The organism is Devosia sp. YIM 151766 (assembly GCF_030285925.1).
Lineage (GTDB): Bacteria > Pseudomonadota > Alphaproteobacteria > Rhizobiales > Devosiaceae > Devosia.
The window spans coordinates 553148-568187 of record NZ_CP127251.1 but is presented as its reverse complement, the minus strand read 5'-3'; the positions used below and the strand labels follow the sequence as shown (position 1 = coordinate 568187).

The window sequence follows — 15040 nt, the reverse complement described above, 5'->3', positions numbered from 1 at the left end:
CTTGCCTCGTGGCGCGCTCTCGTGCATCAGGCCCCGAGCAGCGACGGAGGCAGTTTATGCGCATAATGGTCATCGGTTCGGGCGGACGCGAGCATGCATTGGCCTGGAAGATCGCGCAATCGCCGCTGGTGACGGGCCTGTTCGTCGCGCCGGGGAATGGCGGCACCGAGACCATCGCCACCAATCTGCCCGTGGACATCACCGACCATGCTGCGGTTATTTCCGCAGCCAGGGACAACCAGATCGATTTCGTCGTCGTCGGGCCTGATTCACAGGTGGTCGCCGGCCTGGGCGATGACATTCGCGATGCGGGAATCACCTGCTTTTGTCCGAGCAAGCCGGCAGGTCAGCTGGAGGGGTCCAAAAGTTTTACAAAGGCGCTGTGCGATGAATTCGACATCCCCACCGCCGCCTATGGGCGCTTCGAGGACGAGGCTTCGGCCCTGGCCTATCTCTATGTCCAGGGGGCGCCGATCGTGATCAAGGCCGATGGCCTGGCCGCCGGCAAGGGCGTCACCGTCGCCATGAGCGTCGAGGAGGCCGAGGAAGCCATCGTCGATTGTTTCTCTGGCCTGTTCGGGGAATCCGGCGCTGCCGTGGTCATCGAGGAATTCATGGAAGGCGAAGAAGTCAGCCTCTTCGTCCTCAGCGACGGCAAGGACATTCTGCCGCTGACTACCGCACAGGACCACAAGCGCGCCTTTGACGGCGATCAGGGGCCGAATACCGGCGGCATGGGGGCGTATTCCCCGGCTCCGGTGATGAGCAAGGACATCTATGACGTGGCCATGGCGCGAATCATCGAGCCGACCGTGCGCGGCATGGCGCAGCGAGGGACGCCTTATGCCGGCGTGCTCTATGCCGGGCTGATGCTGACCGAGGACGGTCCCAAGCTGGTCGAATACAATGCCCGCTTCGGAGACCCGGAGTGTCAGGTGATGATGATGCGGATGGAAAGCGACATCGTCCCCGTGCTCCACGCCGTTGCGACCGGTACGCTGGCCGGCCAGCAAGTCCAGTGGAAGGACGCCTATGCCTTGACCGTCATCCTGGCGACGGAAGGCTATCCAGGCAGCTATGGCAAAGGCAGCGAAATTCGCGGCGTCGAGGGGCTCGATGACGCTGATCTCACCGTCTTTCACGCCGGAACGAAGCGGGACGGAGAACGTTTATTGGCCAATGGTGGGCGCGTTCTCAACATCACCGCGCTCGGGGCATCGGTAAAAGAGGCACAGGAACGTGCTTACAGAGGCGTGGACGCGATTGACTGGCCGGAAGGCTTTTGCCGGCGAGACATCGGGTGGCGCGAGGTTTCCCGAGAACAAAACTGAACCATTCCTCAATCTTGGCGCGCTAAGCTCCCCTTTCAGAACCGTCTTCGATGCGGCTCCACCGCTACGCCAGCCCACGCCTTTGCAGAGGCGCGGCATGGCGCTGGCGGAAAAGCTGCGCATGAGAGGTGCGGAGCGTGGAAAAGTGAGCACCATGAACGGCCCACGGATCGGCGTGGCATTGGGCGGCGGCTCGGCGCGCGGGCTGACGCATATTCCCTATATCGAGGCGATGGACGAGCTTGGCCTGACCCCTTCGGTCATCGCCGGCACGTCCATCGGCGCATTGATCGGCTCCGGCTGGGCCGCCGGGATGAGCGGCAAGGAATTGCGCGAACACAGTTTCGAGGTTTTGGGCACGCTCCGCACCATCGCCTCAAAATTGTGGGCGACGCAAATTCGCGGCATTGGCGGGTTGCTCAGGAACGGCATTTCCATGCAGCTTGATGCCACAAGCATCGTGGATGCCTTCATTCCTGCGGATTTTCCGCTGGAATTCCGCGATCTCAAAATTCCCCTGCATGTGGTCGCCACCGATTTTCAGTCCTGGCACCAGGTGGTGTTCAACTCCGGCCTCCTGCGCCCGGCCATTGCCGGATCGATCGCCATACCCAGCCTGTTCAAGCCGGTTTCCTTCAATAACCACATCCTGGTGGATGGCGGGGTCGTCAATCCATTGCCGCTGGATCAGGCCGATATCGACACCGATTTCCTGATCGGGATCGATGTGGTGGGCGATCCGTCCATCGCGCTCACCAAGACCGATCACAAGGCGCTCGATATCTGGTTCGGTTCGGCCCAGATCATGATGCATGCCCTGACCGCGCATATGATAGCGGCCTATCCGCCCGACATGTATATCCGGCCTCATGTCGCCAATTTCGGCGCCATGGAATTCTGGCGGGTGCGGGAGATCGTCACTCATGCCGAGGCCGAGAAAGACCGGTTCAAGCGGATTTTGACGCAAAAGATCGAGGATTACATCCAGGAGCGCATAGTGCCGGTGGAGAGCACCTGATCGCGGTTGCCACACCGGGCGCCCCATGATTCAACTGGGGCGTGGAAGCCCTTGAGTCTCAGAGCCTGTTCTCCTCCCATCGCGATCGGCGGCCAGAGCCGCTGGCAGTGTTGCGCGATATTTTCGGCCACCACGAATTTCGCGGACAGCAAGCCGATGTCGTCGACCACGTCGTCGGCGGTGGCGACGCCGTGGTGCTGTTCCCGACCGGGGCCGGCAAGTCCATGTGCTACCAATTGCCCGCCATTTGCCGGTCCGGGGTGGGTATCGTCGTTTCGCCATTGATCGCGCTGATGCGGGATCAGGTCGAGGCGTTGCGGCAGGCCGGCGTGGCCGCTGCGGCGCTGAATTCCTCGCTTTCCGCCGAAGAATCGGCCGAGGTTCGCCGGCAATTGCGGCGGGGGGAACTGGACCTGCTCTATGTGGCGCCGGAGCGGGTCGCCACGCCGGGCTTTGCCAATATGCTGGCCGATTGCCAGATCGCGCTCTTTGCCATCGACGAGGCCCATTGCGTCAGCCAATGGGGCCATGACTTCCGCCCGGAATATCGCGAACTCATTCATCTGGTTGAGCTTTTTCCCGGCGTGCCGCGTATTGCGCTGACCGCGACGGCCGATCCGACGACGCGGGAAGACATTATCGAGCGGCTGGGGCTGGAACAGGCAAAGGTCTTCACCACCAGTTTCGACCGGCCCAATATCTCCTATTCCATCGTCGAACGCGACAAGCCGCGCGAGCAATTGCTGGATTTCCTGGCCGGACACAAGGGCGCGAGCGGCATCGTCTATTGCCTCAGCCGCGCCAAGGTTGAGAACGTCGCCGACTGGTTGAACGGCAAGGAAATCAAAGCCTTACCCTATCATGCCGGCATGGGGGCGCAGTTGCGCAGCGCCAATCAGGATGCATTCCTGAAGGAAGAGGGGCTGTGCCTCGTCGCCACGGTGGCCTTCGGCATGGGCATCGACAAGCCGGATGTACGCTATGTGGCGCATATGGATTTACCAGCATCCATAGAGGCTTACTACCAGGAAACCGGCCGCGCGGGGCGCGATGGGCAGCCGGCGGATGCCTGGATGAGCTATGGCATGGCCGATGTGGTGCAGCGCCGCCGCATGATCGACGAGGGCAATGCGCCCGACGAGGTCAAGCGGCTAGAACATAGCAAACTCAATGCCTTACTGGGTGTTTGCGAAACGGCCTCCTGCCGGCGGCAGGCCATTCTAGGCCATTTCGGCGAGGCCTATCCGGGGCAATGCGGCAATTGCGACACCTGCCGGTCGCCGGTGGAGAGCTGGGACGGCACCGAGGCGGCGATCAAGGCCTTGGCGGCGATCTACCGGACCGGACAACGCTTCGGCGCGGCGCATGTGATCGACGTACTGATCGGAAAAGAAACCGAGAAAGTTCAACGGTTTGGCCATCAGCATCAGAAGGTTTTCGGGCAAGGCAGGGAGCTCGACGCCAAGGCCTGGCAATCGGTTTTGCGGCAATTGACGGCCATGGGATTGATCCTGGTCGATCATGCCAATCACGGCGCGCTCATGCTGGCCGCGAATGCGCATCCAGTGTTCAAACGTCAACAGACTGTTACCCTCAGGAAGGACCGGCCGCGAAAATCGGTGGAAATTCGTCGCGCGCTGGCAAAGGCGGTGGACATACCCGATCATGCGCAGCCGCTTTTCGATGCCTTGCGCGCGGAACGTCTGCGGATCGCCAAGTCGCAGGGTGTGCCGCCCTATGTGATTTTTCACGATTCGACCCTGCGGGCCATGGCGCTGACGCCGCCGAACCACCTCAACGACATGCTGAACCTGCCCGGTGTCGGCCAGGGCAAGCTGGACCGGTATGGCGAAGCCTTCCTCGCCGTAGTGGCGAATTTCGAGGAATAGGATCGTGGCTGCGTCGGACACCCCCTCATCCGGCGCTGCGCGCCACCTCCTCCCCGAGGGGGAGAAGAAACGCCCCCGCCTGCCGATCATCGACATTGCCCGGGGCGTCGCCATCGTGGCGATGGTGATCTATCACCTGTGCTGGGACCTCTCCTATTACGGCTTCATGCCGGTGGATGTCGGATATGATCCCGGCTGGGTCACATTCGCCCGCTCGATCCTGTTTGCCTTCATGTTCCTCGTGGGCGTCGGGCTCGTGCTCGGCCATGGGCATGGCATGCGCTGGCGGGGCTTCTGGCGGCGCTGGCTGTTCCTGGCCGGCGGGGCGGGGCTGATCACGCTGGGCACGTGGCTGACCTTTCCCGAGAGCTTCGTCTATTTCGGGGTGCTGCATGCCATTGCGCTGTTCAGCATTCTCGCCCTGCCCTGGCTGTTCACGCCGCTCTGGCTGACCGGCCTCGTGGCCGTGGCGGTGATCGGATTGCATTTCCTCTATCGCGATCCGCTGTTCAATGCGGTGCCGCTATCCTGGATCGGGTTATGGGAAACGCCGCCCCTGACCAATGACCTGGTGCCGGTATTTCCCTGGCTCGGCGTGGTGCTGCTCGGCGTGATCGCGGCGCGGTTGGTGCGGGGATCGGCGGTCGAGGCGCGTCTGGCGGCAATACAGTGGCGCAATCGGCCGGCGCTTCTATTGGGCTGGATGGGACGCTGGAGCCTGGTCATCTACCTGGTGCATCAGCCGCTCTTGCTGGCGGTGATCATGCCGCTCTCGATGGCGACAGGGATGCAGAATGCCGGGCGGGAGCTTGAATTCCTCAATTCCTGCCAGGCCTCCTGCGAGGCGACCGGCACCAGCGCGGCGCTCTGCGCCATCTATTGCCAATGCGGGCTGGAAGGCGTCGAGCGCGACGATTTGTGGGAGCCGATCTTTAGCGGGCGGGTCTCGGCGGCGGAGCAGGCGCAATTGGACGCCAATAATCGGCAATGTTCGGTGCTGATCTATCCGGAACTGGAAGATGCGCCGGCGGATGGGGAATAGGCTTCACACTCTCCCGCGCGCTTGAGAGGAAGTGTTTACATTGGGGATGGCGGAGCAAGGGCGAAACTGCAGGATGTGTGGGAACCGCGGCACCCCCTCCCCGGCCCTCCCCTTAAGGGGAGGGGGCGAAAGAGCCTCACGTCCTGGGACAACATGACTCGAGAGAACGAGGATTGATGAAAATCCTCAGGTGCTCGACGCCTTGGCGTTGGCCTGGGCGACCAGGTCGTCGGGGATGTCGTCGAAGCTGGCATAGTTCATGTTGTAGAGCCTGGAATAGAGGCCGCCCAATTCCATGAGCTGGTCGTGATTGCCTTCCTCGATCTTCTCGCCGTTTTGCAGGACGATGATGCGGTCGGCGCCGCGGATGGTGGCGAGGCGGTGGGCGATGACCATGCCGGTACGGCCTTCGAGAAGCACGTCCAAAGCCTTCTGGATCTGGCGCTCGGTATAGGAATCGATATTGGCGGTGGCTTCGTCGAGCACGAGAATCTTGGCGTCGGCGACCAGGGCGCGGGCGAAGCTGAGGAGCTGGCGCTGACCCAGTGACAGGTTGGAGCCGCGCTGTTCCAGCACGGTGTCGTAGCCATTGTTGAAGCGGGAAATGAAATCGTGCGCCCCCACCGCCTTGGCGGCGGCGATGACGTCCTCGCGGGTGGCCGAGGCTTTGTTGTAGCGGATATTGTCGAAAATGGTGCCGGTGAACAGGAACGGCTCCTGCAAGACCATGGCGACCTGTTCGCCCAGGCTCTCCTGGGTGATGTTGCGAACGTCGTGGCCGCCGACCAGCACCGCGCCGCCCTGCACTTCATAGAAGCGATGCACCAGCGCCATGGCGCTGGTCTTGCCCGAACCGGTGGGACCGACAATGGCGACGGTCTCGCCCGGATTGACGCGGAAGGAGACGTTCTTGAGCACCGGGCGCTCGGGATCGTAGCCGAAGACCACATCGTGGAAGGCGACGGAGCCATCCATGTCCCCGGTCAGGACCACGGCGTCTTTCTGGTCCTCGATGACCACCGGCAGATCGAGCACTTCGGTGATGCGGCGGCCGGAGGTCATGGCGCGCTGCATGATCGAATATTGCATGGTGAGCGAGCGGATCGGGTCGAAGAAGCGCTGGATATAGAACACGAAGGTGACGATGATCCCGACCTGCAAGGTGCCATTGAGCACCATGGAGCCCCCGACCACGATCACCGTGGCCATGGAAATGCCGGTCAGCGAATCCACGATCGGCACCATGACCTGGGCGAATTTGGAGCCGGTGAGCTGGGTGCGCAGGTTCTGATAGGCCTTGTCGTCATAAAGGTCGAAATTGACCTTCTGGCGGTCGAGGTTCTGCACGGTCCTGACGCCATTGATGCCTTCGGCCATGGCGCCATTGGTCAGCGAATTGGTTTCATGGGCAGCCCAAAACGCGCGCTTGGCCGGGGGCAGCCAGAAAATGCGCACGATGAAGAGGATGGGCATGGTGACCATGGTGAGCAGGCCCAGCCAGGGATCGAGGCTGAGCAGCACGGCGACGATGCCGAATAGCAGCACGATGTCGCCAACAGAAATCACCGAGGTTTCGAGGAATTCCTGCATGGAATTGACGTCGCCCTGCAACCGGCTCATCAGCCGGCCCACTTCGGTCCGGTCCATATAGGACAGCGAAACGCGCTGCAGCTGGGCGAACATGGCCCGGCGCATGTCGAACAGCACGTTTTCGGCCACCTGGCCCACCTGGGTCTCCTGAAGCCAGGAGGCGCCGAAATTGAGCAGGATGACCAATGCAAAGGCAATGATGGCCCAGGTCAGGTTTTCCAGATTGCCGCCGGCCACCATGCCGGTATCGATGGCATTGCCGATGATGAGCGGAATGGCGAGCTGGGTGCCGGTGAAGACCAGCACCGACAAAACCGACAGATAGATCTTCATCCGATAGGGATGCACATAGGCCCAGATGCGCCGCACCGTCTGCGGATCATAGGCCTTGCCGAAAACTTCTTCCTCGATCGTGTGGCTGCCTACCGAGGCGCGGGGCGGGCGCTGGCCCGGAAAAGCGGCCACTTCGCGTTCGTCGTCGTCCATCACGCTCATTGTGCTGCCTCCAGATCGTCGCCGGGCCTTGTCTGAAGGTCGTAGAGGGCGCGATAGCGGCCACCCTGTTCCAGCAGTTCGGCGTGAGTTCCGCGTTCAACGACATGGCCATCTTCGAGGAACAGGATGAGATCGGCATGCATGAGCGAGGACAGGCGATGGGCGATGATGATGGTGACCCGGTCCTTGGCATAGCGGCGGATGGCGGAGCGGATGCGGTGTTCGGTGCCGGCATCGATGGCGGCGGTGGAATCGTCGAACACCATGACGGCGGGCTTGAGCACCAGCGAGCGGGCGATGGCGAGGCGCTGGCGCTGGCCGCCCGAAAGCGAGACGCCGCGCTCGCCCACTACGGTATCGTAATCGGCCGGCAGGCCCATGATGTAATTGTGCAGCTGGGCGCTTTCGGCGGCGCGCTCGATCTTGCGGTCCTTAGCCCAGGGATCGCCATAGGCGATATTGTTCTCGATGGTGGTGGTGAACAGGAAGCTGTCCTGCTGCACCACGGCCACCGAGCGGCGCAGGCTTTGCAGCGTCACGTCGCGCACATCCTGCCCATCCAGGGTGACGCGGCCGGAGGTGACGTCATAAAAGCGCGGAATGAGGTGGGCGAGCGTCGACTTGCCGCTTCCCGGCGCCCCGACAATGCCGATGGTCTGCCCCACCCGGCCTTCGAAGCTGACGCCGTTAAGCGTTGGATGGCTGGCGCCGGGATAGGTGAAATGCACATCCTCGAAGCGCAGGATGCCGTCGGTGATCTTGAGCGGCTGCGCGCCCGGCTTGTCCTCGATTTCGATCGGGGCATCGAGGAAGGCATAGAAGCGGTCGCCGCAGGTGGAGGCACGGGCGAAGGAATTGACCATGAGGCCGAGCTGGCGCACCGGCATTTGCAGAATGGTCATGAAGGTGAGGAAGGACGCCAGCGTGCCGACGCTCATGTCACCGGCAATGACCTTGTTGCCGCCGACCCAGAGCACCAGCCCCATGGCGACGAAGAAGGAAAAGGTCATCATCGAGGTGTTCTTCACCCGCACATGCACGCGCCGGAACGCCAGTTCCAGCGCCGCCTGCGAAGCGGTGTCGAACTTGTCCAATTCGAATTTCTGGCCCGAAAAAGCGCGGACGACACGAATGCCGCCGAGATTTTCCTCCATCACCCTGGTGAGCACCGAAAGCCGTTGCTGCAGGATCAGCCAGGTGGCGCGCAGGGTGAGTTGGGCAATCGAGGAGCGCCAGGCGACGAAGGGCACGAAACTCAGCGCCAGCAGGCCCAGCAGCATATCGGTGGTCAGCAGCATATAGGCGCCGACGCCGATCAGCCCGGCCAGCAGCACGGTGCGCACCAGGCCGGTGGAGAAGAACATGCGCAAGCCATCGAGATCGAGCAGGCCAAGGGTGATGAGATCGCCCGAATGGACGCGGTCATGATAGGAATAGGACAGGCGCTGGACCTTGTCATAAAAGGCCAGCCGCAATTCGTAGCCGACATGATGGCCGACGCTTTCCGAGAAATAATTCTGGAGCAGCGTGAAAAAACCGCGGGCCACGGAGACGCCGAGCAGGGTCAGCGCCGTCCATAACAGCGCCTGCTGCGCCCCTTCGGCGGCGCTGTTCAGCACATTCTGCGCCTCGTCCACCGCCTGGCCGAGCAGGCGCGGAATGGAAAGCTGCAGCACCGCGGCAACGATGGTGGCGCCGAAGGCGATGCTGGCCTGCCAATAATGACGCAGCGCAAAAAGGGTAATGCGCAACAGGGAGCCCCGGCCTTTGCCCGCATGGGCGGCGGCGAGATGGGCACGAGCATCGCCGCGCGAACGCTTGCGGCCAGCCTTGAGGGTAATCAAGGGAGTGTTCCAGACATCAATATGTGAGGCCCGACCGGGTGGCGGGAGGTTCCGGCGACCGGCAATCGGGCAAATCAAACTCGCGTGACTATAAAAGGCCCAATGAGCGTACCATTCAAGATGCAATCTATGCAAAAATGCTTTTTGTGACGGGGGGATGCCGCAAATCCGGTTTCTGCCGGCATGACCCCATGCCGAAGCGGAGCGTAGCGGAGGCAAGCGGGCGCGGGCATCAATATGAGCATGTTACTGCCCCTGACCGCCGTCATCGTCGCCATTGCCGTTTTCTGCACCGCCACCCTGTCCGGCATTTTCGGCATGGCCGGGGGGCTGGTCCTGCTGGGCGTGATGCTCACCCTGTTGCCGGTGGCCAGCGCCATCGCCGTCCAGGGCGCGATCCAGGTCGTGGCGAATGGCTCGCGCGCCTGGTTTTCGCGCGAGCATATCGATTGGCGGATTTTGGGATTCATCTGCCTGGGGCTGATAATGGCGGCGCTGGCGCTGCTGGTGCTGCGCTATGTTCCCGACCTGATGATTGTGTGCTTCGCCATCGGGCTGATGCCGATCCTGGTGTGGATACCGAAAGGCTGGCTGGCGCTCGATGCCAGCAAGCCGCACCATGCCATGCTCTGCGGCTTCCTGGGCGGCGGGCTCAACCTGGCCATCGGCGTATCGGGGCCGATCGTCGACATCTTCTTCATCCGCACACAGATGGACCGGCGGCGGATCGTGGCCACCAAGGCGGCGACCCAGGTGATCTCGCATCTGTCCAAGGTGCTGTTCTACGGCATGGTCGTGTCGGCGGTGGCGGCGAATGACTGGCTGCTGGCATTGATCGCGGCGCCTTTCGCGGTCCCCGGCACCAGCCTGGGCTATCATATCCTGCAACGCATGAGCGATGACGGGTTCCGCACCTGGACGCGCCGGATCGTCACCGGGATCGGGATTTTCTATCTCGGGCGCGGCTTCTCCTTGCTCCTGGGAAGCTAATGAGTATGGTGCGCCCGGGAGACGACATGGCCTCGTTCGACAGCGTAACCGCGCGCCTCATATTGCTGTTGGCCGAAACCGGCTCCATCGGCCGCGCCGCCGAGCGGGAGGGGATTGCCTCGTCCGCCGTCAGCCGGCGCGTTTCCGACCTGGAGGCGCGGCTGGGCGTGGTCCTGTTCGACCGCTCGGCGCAGGGCGTCCGGCTCACCAAGGCCGGCGAGGCCTATGCCGATGGCTGCCGCACAGTGCTGCGCTCCATCGCCGATCTGGATGTCATCATGACCGATTTCAGCTCCGGCCAGCGCGGCAGCCTGCGGCTCGCCTGCACCGGGTCGGCGCTGACCGGGCGGCTGCCGGAATTGCTGGCGAAATTCGCGGCCAGACATCCCGGCATCGAGATCGCCATCGGCGAAATGAGCGCCGCCAAGGCGCTGCTGGCGCTGGATGAGGGCCAGGCCGACATCGCCATCGTTTCGGACAATTACGACTTCTCGCGTTTCGACATAAAGCCGTTCGAGGATGAGCGCGTCTGGGTGCTGGCGCCGCCCGATCATGAATTGGCGAGCCGGATCGAGCCGCGCAAGGCCCTGCCCTTCGAGGCGGTGCTGCCCCATGCCATTGTGGGCATCCACCAGGCCGGCTCGCTCGACCGGCTGCTGGCCGAAGCCGCCAGCACCGCCGGCCGGAAACTGACGGAAGCGCTGCGGGTAGAGAGCTTTCCGGCGCTGGTCCGCATGGTGGAGGCCGGATTCGGCATCGGCTTCCTGCGGTCCACCAGCCTGCACCTGCTGGCGGGAACCGATCTGGTCTGCGCCCCCCTTGCCGAGCCCTGGGCCATGCGGCAATTGCTGGTGGCGCGGCGCAAGTCCGGCCCGCTCTCGGCGGCGATGAGAGGTTTCATGACCCTGGTCAGCGAAACCTACCTGCCCTCGGGGTAATACCAGATAATATGCGTCATATTTTCCTTTGACATGGCGGGAAAAGCGAGGTTAGAAAACCCGACAAGCGTCGTCAGGTTTTCGGCGCGAATGTCGTCAATCAGGATTGGATCGTTCCCGTGAGCTCGCTTTTCCGCTCTACCGCCATTGTCGCGGCCGTCTTTGCCGGTGTCTTCTCGCTGGCCAGTGCCTCCATTGCCCAGGACAAGGTCATCACCCATCCGCAGGGCGAGACGACCATTTCCGGCGTGCCGGCCAAGGTGCTGACGCAGGATTGGGCCGTCTTCGACAATCTCAATGCGCTGGGCGTCGCGGTTGCCGGCGTGCCTTCTTCCAACGCGCCGAGCTATCTGGGCGATCAGGTCCCGGCCGACGCGCTGCCGATCGGCTCGCTGTTCGAGCCCGATTTCGAAGGCATTGCCGCCGAGGAAGCCGATGTCTATTTCATCGCCGGCCGCTCGGCCTCGGCCTATCCGACCGCCAAGGACATCGTGCCGACCATCGACCTTTCGGTGAACAACACCGAGTTCGTCTCCGGCATCAAGCACAATATCACCACTCTGGGCGAAATCTTCGACCTGCAGGTCAGGGCTGAAGAGCTCAACGCCGCCCTCGACGCCAAGGTCGCCGAAGCCACTGCCGCCGCCGAAGGCAAGGGAACGGCGCTGGTCCTGGTCACCAATGCCGGCAAGCTGGGCGTCTATGGCGCGGATTCGCGCGTTGCCTGGGTCTATAACGAAATCGGCATGTCCTCAGCCCTCGACAGCGTGAAGGACGGCGACCATGGCGGCGATGCCGTGTCGTTCGAATTCCTGCTCGAAGTGAACCCCGACTGGGTCTTCGTGGTCGATCGTGACGCCGGCACCGGCGAAAGTGCCGGCGCGGCCGCTGCCCTGCTCGACAACGAGCTGTTCAACCAGACCAATGCGGCCAAGGAAGGCCATGTCGTCTATCTCGACCCGCAGGCGTCCTATATCTCGATGCATGGCTATCAAGGCGTCATGCTGCTGCTCGACCAGGTCCTGGCCGGCCTCAACAGCTAAGTGAACGGTCCAGCGCTTGCCTTCCCCTGAGGGAGGGCATTAAGGACCGGGTTTCGGACAGTCCCGAAACCCGGTCCCCGCATATGAGCTGGACCCCGCAATCCCAGCCTTCCCCCGCAGGGGAGGCGCGTTTCCGAGACAGGTCCACAGCCCCGTGCCCGCGCTCATTCTTGCTTCCATCGTCACGATCATCCTGGCTGTCGTCAGCATCTTTGTCGGCGTCAGCGATGTGTCCATTGCCAGCCTGCTGGCAGGCGGCGTCGATGGCCGCGCCATGGAAGTATTGCTGATCAGCCGCATTCCGCGCACGCTGGCGCTGATCCTCGCCGGGGCGTCGATGGCCATTGCCGGCCTGGTCATGCAGATGGTGGTGCGCAACCGGTTCGTCGAACCCTCCACCACCGGCACCAGCGAATCGGCGGCGCTCGGCTTTCTGGTGGTCACGATCCTGGCTCCCGGCTGGCCGCTGATGGCGAAAATGGGCGTCGCCGCCCTGTTCGCGCTGGGCGGCACGGCGCTGTTCCTGCGTATTCTGCGGGTGGTGCCGCTGCGCGACGTGCTGATGGTGCCGCTGGTGGGCATCATGCTGGGCGGCATTATCGGCGCGCTGACCGCCTTCGTCGCCTATCGCGCCAATCTCATGGCGTCGCTGCTGGCCTGGAACATGGGCGATTTCTCCGGCATCATCCGGGGCCGCTACGAATTGCTGTGGATCGGCCTGGCCTGCTGCGCCATCGCCTATATCGCCGCCGACCGCTTCACGGTCGCCGGCATGGGCAAGGATTTCACCACCAATCTCGGGCTCAATTACCAGCGGGTCATGGTGCTGGGCCTGGTCATCGTCTCGCTGGTCAGCGCCGTCGTGCTGGTTTCGGTCGGCTCCATCCCCTTTCTCGGCCTGATCGTGCCCAATCTGGTGAGCCTGATGATCGGGGACAATATGCGCCGCACCGTGCCCTGGGTCGCCATTGGCGGGGCCGGTATGGTGCTGGCCTGCGACATTGTCGGCCGTCTGATCCGCTTCCCCTATGAAATCCCCATCGCCGTGGTCATGGGCGTGGTGGGAAGCGCGCTCTTTCTCTACCTGTTGCTGCGCACGCCGCGAGGAGCCACATGACCGAGGAAACGCTTGCCGCGCCCCTGCCGCGCAGCTTCAGCCGCGCCGCCCTGGTTCTGATCCTGCTGTCGCTGCTGGCGCTGATTTCCATCGCGCTGTTCATGACCCTGGGCGCCAGGGGCAGCTGGAGTTTCGTTCTCTCCTTCCGGGGCAAGAAATTGCTGGGGCTGCTGCTGGTAAGCTATTCCGTGGCGGTCTCCACGATATTGTTCCAGACCGTCACCAATAACCGCATCCTGACGCCATCGATCATGGGGTTCGACGCGCTTTACGTGCTGATCAAGACCGGCGTGGTATTCTTCCTCGGCGTCGGCGCGCTGGTGGCAATCGACAGCCAGATGCAGTTCCTGGTCGAAGTGCTGGTCATGGTCGGGTTTTCCGGCATCCTGTTCCGCTGGCTGTTCCTCGGCGAGGAGCGGAGCCTGCATCTTCTGGTGCTGGTCGGCATCATTTTCGGGGTATTGTTCCGCTCGCTGAGCCAATTGATGCAACGCATGCTCGATCCCGGCGCGTTCAACGTGTTGCAGGATACGCTGTTTGCCAGCTTCGCCACCACCGATCCGACGCTGTTGGGAATTTCCTGCATCATCGTCGGCGCCGTGAGCCTTGTAGGCCTGAAACTAATGCATAGCTATGACGTGCTGTCGCTGGGCCGGGCCCAGGCCATCAATCTGGGCGTCGACTACAAGCGAACGGTGGTGATCATCCTGTCCATGGTGGCGGTGCTGGTATCGGTGTCCACCGCCCTGGTCGGTCCGGTGACCTTTTTCGGCCTGCTGGTCGCCACCCTCGCCCATTCGCTGGTCGGCAATTCCAAGCACCGCTATGTGCTGCCGGCGGCGATCCTGCTCGGAATCATTGCGCTGGTCGGCGGGCAGACGCTGCTTGAGCGGGTCTTCGCCTTCGATACCGCCCTGTCGATCATCATCGAATTCATGGGCGGCATAGTTTTCATCGCCCTGGTATTGCGGAGATCGGCTCGATGATCGTCACGTCCAATGTCACCAAGAATTATGGCGCGGCCTGCGTGGTGGACGGGGTGTCGCTGCAATTGCCCCAGGGGGGAATCACCTCGATCATCGGCCCCAATGGCGCCGGCAAATCGACCCTGTTGTCGATGGTCAGCCGGCTGATGGCCATGGACAAGGGCACGGTGACCATTGGCGGGCTCGACGTCACCAAGGCGCCCAGCGACGAATTGGCCCGCCGCCTGTCGATCCTGCGGCAGGACAATCACATGACGGCGCGCCTGACCGTTCGCGACCTTGTGTCATTCGGGCGCTATCCCCATTCCAAGGGCCGGCTGACGCTGGACGACAAGGCCCATATCGACCGCGCCATCGCCTATCTCGACCTCGGATTGCTGGCGGACCGTTTCCTCGACGAGCTGTCGGGCGGGCAACGGCAACGCGCCTTCGTCGCCATGGTGCTGGCGCAGGATACCGATTACGTGCTGCTGGACGAGCCGCTCAACAATCTCGACATGAAACATGCCATGGGGATGATGAAGCTGCTGCGGCAGGCGGCGAACGATCTGGGCAAGACCGTGGTGCTGGTGCTGCACGACATCAATTTCGCCTCCTGGTATTCCGACCATATCGTGGCGATGAAGGTGGGCAAGGTGGCGGCGCAGGGCACGGCGGGCGAGATGATCCGGCCGGACGTGCTCTCGCAGATCTATGAAATGGACATCAAGGTCCATGAGATCGGCGGACAATTGATCAGCGTCTATTACGGCTGACC

At 62.7% G+C, this 15040-nt stretch carries 12 protein-coding genes; 10 read left to right on the top strand and 2 right to left on the bottom strand.

The annotated features are described in order from the left end of the window. The first annotated feature begins 56 nt into the window (after positions 1 to 56). The 4 genes from purD to O9Z70_RS02695 all read left to right on the top strand — a co-directional run bounded on the left by purD (position 57) and on the right by O9Z70_RS02695 (position 5280). The gene (purD, locus tag O9Z70_RS02710; RefSeq protein ID WP_286020963.1) at positions 57 to 1331 is read left to right on the top strand and encodes a phosphoribosylamine--glycine ligase; all 1275 of its coding nucleotides are present in this window, start codon (positions 57 to 59) and stop codon (positions 1329 to 1331) included. Positions 1332 to 1485: 154 nt separating this feature from the next. Further along, positions 1486 to 2349 (top strand): patatin-like phospholipase family protein, encoded by an 864-nt coding sequence (locus O9Z70_RS02705; protein ID WP_286020962.1) that lies wholly within the window; start codon positions 1486 to 1488, stop codon positions 2347 to 2349. Between the two features lie 41 nt (positions 2350 to 2390). Next, positions 2391 to 4238 (top strand): DNA helicase RecQ, encoded by a 1848-nt coding sequence (gene recQ / locus O9Z70_RS02700; protein WP_286020961.1) that lies wholly within the window; start codon positions 2391 to 2393, stop codon positions 4236 to 4238. A gap of 4 nt (positions 4239 to 4242) precedes the next feature. Next, the gene (locus tag O9Z70_RS02695; RefSeq protein WP_286020960.1) at positions 4243 to 5280 is read left to right on the top strand and encodes a heparan-alpha-glucosaminide N-acetyltransferase; all 1038 of its coding nucleotides are present in this window, start codon (positions 4243 to 4245) and stop codon (positions 5278 to 5280) included. Between the two features lie 186 nt (positions 5281 to 5466). On the opposite strand, the gene O9Z70_RS02690 is transcribed toward O9Z70_RS02695, so the two are convergent. Continuing rightward, complete coding sequence (locus tag O9Z70_RS02690; RefSeq protein WP_286020959.1) at positions 5467 to 7365, bottom strand: ABC transporter ATP-binding protein; 1899 nt, start codon at positions 7363 to 7365, stop codon at positions 5467 to 5469. After that, entirely contained in the window at positions 7362 to 9209 is a 1848-nt protein-coding gene (locus tag O9Z70_RS02685; protein WP_286020958.1) for an ABC transporter ATP-binding protein, read from the bottom strand. Before O9Z70_RS02685 ends, O9Z70_RS02690 begins: the two co-directional genes overlap by 4 nt. A 243-nt stretch (positions 9210 to 9452) precedes the next feature. Here O9Z70_RS02685 and O9Z70_RS02680 point away from each other — a divergent pair, with 243 nt between their 5' ends. The 6 genes from O9Z70_RS02680 to O9Z70_RS02655 all read left to right on the top strand — a co-directional run bounded on the left by O9Z70_RS02680 (position 9453) and on the right by O9Z70_RS02655 (position 15038). Continuing rightward, positions 9453 to 10199, top strand: a complete 747-nt coding sequence (locus tag O9Z70_RS02680) for a sulfite exporter TauE/SafE family protein (RefSeq protein ID WP_286020957.1) — start codon at positions 9453 to 9455, stop codon at positions 10197 to 10199. A 26-nt stretch (positions 10200 to 10225) separates the two neighbouring features. Next, the gene (locus O9Z70_RS02675; RefSeq protein WP_286020956.1) at positions 10226 to 11137 is read left to right on the top strand and encodes a LysR family transcriptional regulator; all 912 of its coding nucleotides are present in this window, start codon (positions 10226 to 10228) and stop codon (positions 11135 to 11137) included. A gap of 119 nt (positions 11138 to 11256) precedes the next feature. Further along, the gene (locus O9Z70_RS02670) at positions 11257 to 12180 is read left to right on the top strand and encodes a siderophore ABC transporter substrate-binding protein (protein WP_286020955.1); all 924 of its coding nucleotides are present in this window, start codon (positions 11257 to 11259) and stop codon (positions 12178 to 12180) included. Positions 12181 to 12334: 154 nt separating this feature from the next. Beyond that, complete coding sequence (locus O9Z70_RS02665) at positions 12335 to 13297, top strand: ABC transporter permease (RefSeq protein ID WP_286020954.1); 963 nt, start codon at positions 12335 to 12337, stop codon at positions 13295 to 13297. Next, on the top strand, positions 13294 to 14283 hold the full coding sequence (locus tag O9Z70_RS02660) for an iron chelate uptake ABC transporter family permease subunit (protein ID WP_286020953.1): 990 nt from the start codon (positions 13294 to 13296) through the stop codon (positions 14281 to 14283). The genes O9Z70_RS02665 and O9Z70_RS02660 overlap by 4 nt, the downstream gene beginning before the upstream one ends. Further along, positions 14280 to 15038 carry an iron ABC transporter ATP-binding protein gene (locus tag O9Z70_RS02655; protein ID WP_286020952.1) on the top strand — a complete coding sequence of 253 codons (759 nt, stop codon included), beginning with the start codon at positions 14280 to 14282 and terminating at the stop codon, positions 15036 to 15038. Before O9Z70_RS02660 ends, O9Z70_RS02655 begins: the two co-directional genes overlap by 4 nt. Positions 15039 to 15040: the final 2 nt, after the last annotated feature.

Coding starts and splice junctions, on each gene's coding strand:
- O9Z70_RS02680 (WP_286020957.1), top strand. CDS start 9,453: ATGTTACTGCCCCTGACCGCCGTCATCGTCGCCATTGCCGTTTTCTGC.
- O9Z70_RS02690 (WP_286020959.1), bottom strand. CDS start 7,365: ATGAGCGTGATGGACGACGACGAACGCGAAGTGGCCGCTTTTCCGGGC.
- O9Z70_RS02675 (WP_286020956.1), top strand. CDS start 10,226: ATGGCCTCGTTCGACAGCGTAACCGCGCGCCTCATATTGCTGTTGGCC.
- O9Z70_RS02705 (WP_286020962.1), top strand. CDS start 1,486: ATGAACGGCCCACGGATCGGCGTGGCATTGGGCGGCGGCTCGGCGCGC.
- O9Z70_RS02660 (WP_286020953.1), top strand. CDS start 13,294: ATGACCGAGGAAACGCTTGCCGCGCCCCTGCCGCGCAGCTTCAGCCGC.
- O9Z70_RS02655 (WP_286020952.1), top strand. CDS start 14,280: ATGATCGTCACGTCCAATGTCACCAAGAATTATGGCGCGGCCTGCGTG.
- purD (WP_286020963.1), top strand. CDS start 57: ATGCGCATAATGGTCATCGGTTCGGGCGGACGCGAGCATGCATTGGCC.